Source organism: Brevibacillus sp. NPDC058079 (genome assembly GCF_042885155.1).
Classification (GTDB): Bacteria; Bacillota; Bacilli; order Brevibacillales; family Brevibacillaceae; genus Brevibacillus.
Genome location: NZ_JBHVSO010000035.1, coordinates 1 through 4,997 on the forward strand (window position 1 = coordinate 1; position 4,997 = coordinate 4,997).

The window sequence follows — 4,997 nt, forward strand, 5'->3', positions numbered from 1 at the left end:
GACAAACCCTGCTGACCGGGGGTCAGGCCCGAAAGGATCTGATAGAGTCGGAAACGCAAGAACGAAGAACGAAAGCCCGGAGGAAAGCCCGAGAGGGTGAGTACAAAGGAAGCGTCCGTTCCTTGAGAACTCAACAGCGTGCCAAAAGTCAACGCCAGAAGTTGATACCCCGTCCACTTCGGTGGATGAGGTTCCTTTGAAAAAGACCTGTGAGGTCGCCTTCGGGTGATGCTTGCAGGCAATTACACAGCGAGGACGCAGTGGTCAGTCGGTCTTATTCCGACATGACTGACCCGCTCTAAGTGCGTGTGCACCCGATTACGGGTAAACATTCACGGAGAGTTTGATCCTGGCTCAGGACGAACGCTGGCGGCGTGCTTAACACATGCAAGTCGAACGATGAAGCCCTTCGGGGTGGATTAGTGGCGAACGGGTGAGTAACACGTGGGCAATCTGCCCTTCACTCTGGGACAAGCCCTGGAAACGGGGTCTAATACCGGATACCACTCCTGCCCGCATGGGTGGGGGTTGAAAGCTCCGGCGGTGAAGGATGAGCCCGCGGCCTATCAGCTTGTTGGTGGGGTAATGGCCCACCAAGGCGACGACGGGTAGCCGGCCTGAGAGGGCGACCGGCCACACTGGGACTGAGACACGGCCCAGACTCCTACGGGAGGCAGCAGTGGGGAATATTGCACAATGGGCGAAAGCCTGATGCAGCGACGCCGCGTGAGGGATGACGGCCTTCGGGTTGTAAACCTCTTTCAGCAGGGAAGAAGCGAAAGTGACGGTACCTGCAGAAGAAGCGCCGGCTAACTACGTGCCAGCAGCCGCGGTAATACGTAGGGCGCAAGCGTTGTCCGGAATTATTGGGCGTAAAGAGCTCGTAGGCGGCTTGTCACGTCGGATGTGAAAGCCCGGGGCTTAACCCCGGGTCTGCATTCGATACGGGCAGGCTAGAGTGTGGTAGGGGAGATCGGAATTCCTGGTGTAGCGGTGAAATGCGCAGATATCAGGAGGAACACCGGTGGCGAAGGCGGATCTCTGGGCCATTACTGACGCTGAGGAGCGAAAGCGTGGGGAGCGAACAGGATTAGATACCCTGGTAGTCCACGCCGTAAACGTTGGGAACTAGGTGTTGGCGACATTCCACGTCGTCGGTGCCGCAGCTAACGCATTAAGTTCCCCGCCTGGGGAGTACGGCCGCAAGGCTAAAACTCAAAGGAATTGACGGGGGCCCGCACAAGCAGCGGAGCATGTGGCTTAATTCGACGCAACGCGAAGAACCTTACCAAGGCTTGACATATACCGGAAAGCATTAGAGATAGTGCCCCCCTTGTGGTCGGTATACAGGTGGTGCATGGCTGTCGTCAGCTCGTGTCGTGAGATGTTGGGTTAAGTCCCGCAACGAGCGCAACCCTTGTCCTGTGTTGCCAGCATGCCCTTCGGGGTGATGGGGACTCACAGGAGACCGCCGGGGTCAACTCGGAGGAAGGTGGGGACGACGTCAAGTCATCATGCCCCTTATGTCTTGGGCTGCACACGTGCTACAATGGCCGGTACAATGAGCTGCGATACCGCGAGGTGGAGCGAATCTCAAAAAGCCGGTCTCAGTTCGGATTGGGGTCTGCAACTCGACCCCATGAAGTCGGAGTCGCTAGTAATCGCAGATCAGCATTGCTGCGGTGAATACGTTCCCGGGCCTTGTACACACCGCCCGTCACGTCACGAAAGTCGGTAACACCCGAAGCCGGTGGCCCAACCCCTTGTGGGAGGGAGCTGTCGAAGGTGGGACTGGCGATTGGGACGAAGTCGTAACAAGGTAGCCGTACCGGAAGGTGCGGCTGGATCACCTCCTTTCTAAGGAGCACAGTACCGATTGCAGACAAATGTTCTGCACGGTCAGCTCATGGGTGGAACGTTGATTATTTGGCGCCAGACGATCTGATGGTTCTCGAGTACTGCTTCGGCGTGGAAAGAGGATTCGGATGAGGTCTGGTGCCTGGCACGTTGTTGGGTATCTGAAGGTACGGCCGTAAGGTCTTATCTTCGCGATGCCGGCCCCAGTGAACTTCACTTCTTGTAAGTGAGGGTGATGGGTGGCTGGTCGTTGTTTGAGAACTACACAGTGGACGCGAGCATCTGTGGCCAAGTTTTTAAGGGCGCACGGTGGATGCCTTGGCACCAGGAACCGATGAAGGACGTGGGAGGCCACGATAGTCCCCGGGGAGCCGTCAACCAGGCTTTGATCCGGGGGTTTCCGAATGGGGAAACCCGGCAGTCGTCATGGGCTGTCACCCATGCCTGAACACATAGGGCATGTGGAGGGAACGAGGGGAAGTGAAACATCTCAGTACCCTCAGGAAGAGAAAACAACCGTGATTCCGGGAGTAGTGGCGAGCGAAACCGGATGAGGCCAAACCGTATGCGTGTGATACCCGGCAGGGGTTGCGCATGCGGGGTTGTGGGATCTCTCTTCTGTCGTCTGCCGGCGACAGGACGAGTCAGAAACCGTTGATGTAGGCGAAGGACATGCGAAAGGTCCGGCGTAGAGGGTAAGACCCCCGTAGACGAAACATCAGCGGCTCGTTTGAGAGACACCCAAGTAGCACGGGGCCCGAGAAATCCCGTGTGAATCTGGCGGGACCACCCGCTAAGCCTAAATATTCCCTGGTGACCGATAGCGGATAGTACCGTGAGGGAATGGTGAAAAGTACCGCGGGAGCGGAGTGAAATAGTACCTGAAACCGTGTGCCTACAAGCCGTGGGAGCGTCGCCGTTGTTCTTCGGAACAACGGTCGTGACTGCGTGCCTTTTGAAGAATGAGCCTGCGAGTTAGCGGTGTGTAGCGAGGTTAACCCGTGTGGGGAAGCCGTAGCGAAAGCGAGTCCGAATAGGGCGATTGAGTTGCACGCTCTAGACCCGAAGCGGAGTGATCTAGCCATGGGCAGGTTGAAGCGGAGGTAAGACTTCGTGGAGGACCGAACCCACCAGGGTTGAAAACCTGGGGGATGACCTGTGGTTAGGGGTGAAAGGCCAATCAAACTCCGTGATAGCTGGTTCTCCCCGAAATGCATTTAGGTGCAGCGTCGTGTGTTTCTTGCCGGAGGTAGAGCACTGGATAGGCGATGGGCCCTACCGGGTTACTGACCTTAGCCAAACTCCGAATGCCGGTAAGTGAGAGCGCGGCAGTGAGACTGTGGGGGATAAGCTCCATGGTCGAGAGGGAAACAGCCCAGAGCATCGACTAAGGCCCCTAAGCGTACGCTAAGTGGGAAAGGATGTGGAGTCGCAGAGACAACCAGGAGGTTGGCTTAGAAGCAGCCACCCTTGAAAGAGTGCGTAATAGCTCACTGGTCAAGTGATTCCGCGCCGACAATGTAGCGGGGCTCAAGCGTACCGCCGAAGTCGTGTCATTGCAGCAATAAGCCCCAACGGGTGCTGTGATGGGTAGGGGAGCGTCGTGTGCCGGGTGAAGCAGCAGCGGAAGCTAGTTGTGGACGGTTCACGAGTGAGAATGCAGGCATGAGTAGCGATACACACGTGAGAAACGTGTGCGCCGATTGACTAAGGGTTCCTGGGTCAAGCTGATCTGCCCAGGGTAAGTCGGGACCTAAGGCGAGGCCGACAGGCGTAGTCGATGGACAACCGGTTGATATTCCGGTACCCGCTTTGAAACGCCAAATATCGAATCAGGCGATGCTAAGTCCGTGAAGCCGTTCCGGACCCTTCGGGGAAAGGAAAGTGGTGGAGCCGACGAACCAGACTTGTAGTAGGTAAGCGATGGGGTGACGCAGGAAGGTAGTCCAGCCCGGGCGGTGGTTGTCCCGGGGTAAGGGTGTAGGCCGAGGGGTAGGCAAATCCGTCCCTCATATAAGGCTGAGACCTGATGCCGAGCCGATTGTGGTGAAGTGGATGATCCTATGCTGTCGAGAAAAGCCTCTAGCGAGTTTCATGGCGGCCCGTACCCTAAACCGACTCAGGTGGTCAGGTAGAGAATACCGAGGCGTTCGGGTGAACTATGGTTAAGGAACTCGGCAAAATGCCCCCGTAACTTCGGGAGAAGGGGGGCCATCACTGGTGATCGGATTTACTCCGTGAGCTGGGGGTGGCCGCAGAGACCAGCGAGAAGCGACTGTTTACTAAAAACACAGGTCCGTGCGAAGCCGTAAGGCGATGTATACGGACTGACGCCTGCCCGGTGCTGGAACGTTAAGGGGACCGGTTAGTGCACTTTCGGGTGTGCGAAGCTGAGAACTTAAGCGCCAGTAAACGGCGGTGGTAACTATAACCATCCTAAGGTAGCGAAATTCCTTGTCGGGTAAGTTCCGACCTGCACGAATGGCGTAACGACTTCTCGACTGTCTCAACCATAGGCCCGGTGAAATTGCACTACGAGTAAAGATGCTCGTTTCGCGCAGCAGGACGGAAAGACCCCGGGACCTTTACTACAGTTTGATATTGGTGTTCGGTTCGGCTTGTGTAGGATAGGTGGGAGACTTTGAAGCGGCCACGCCAGTGGTTGTGGAGTCGTCGTTGAAATACCACTCTGGTCGTGCTGGATGTCTAACCTGGGTCCGTGATCCGGATCAGGGACAGTGTCTGATGGGTAGTTTAACTGGGGCGGTTGCCTCCTAAAGGGTAACGGAGGCGCCCAAAGGTTCCCTCAGCCTGGTTGGCAATCAGGTGTTGAGTGTAAGTGCACAAGGGAGCTTGACTGTGAGACCGACGGGTCGAGCAGGGACGAAAGTCGGGACTAGTGATCCGGCGGTGGCTTGTGGAAGCGCCGTCGCTCAACGGATAAAAGGTACCCCGGGGATAACAGGCTGATCTTCCCCAAGAGTCCATATCGACGGGATGGTTTGGCACCTCGATGTCGGCTCGTCGCATCCTGGGGCTGGAGTCGGTCCCAAGGGTTGGGCTGTTCGCCCATTAAAGCGGTACGCGAGCTGGGTTTAGAACGTCGTGAGACAGTTCGGTCCCTATCCGTCGCGGGCGTA

Annotated in this window: 2 rRNA genes; both read left to right on the forward strand. The window is 56.9% G+C overall.

The annotated features are described in order from the left end of the window. Nucleotides 1-331 precede the first annotated feature (331 nt). Nucleotides 332-1,857 (forward strand): 16S ribosomal RNA (locus ACFVS2_RS34560). A 286-nt stretch (nt 1,858-2,143) separates the two neighbouring features. Continuing rightward, nucleotides 2,144-4,997, forward strand: a 23S ribosomal RNA gene (locus tag ACFVS2_RS34565); the annotation flags it as partial.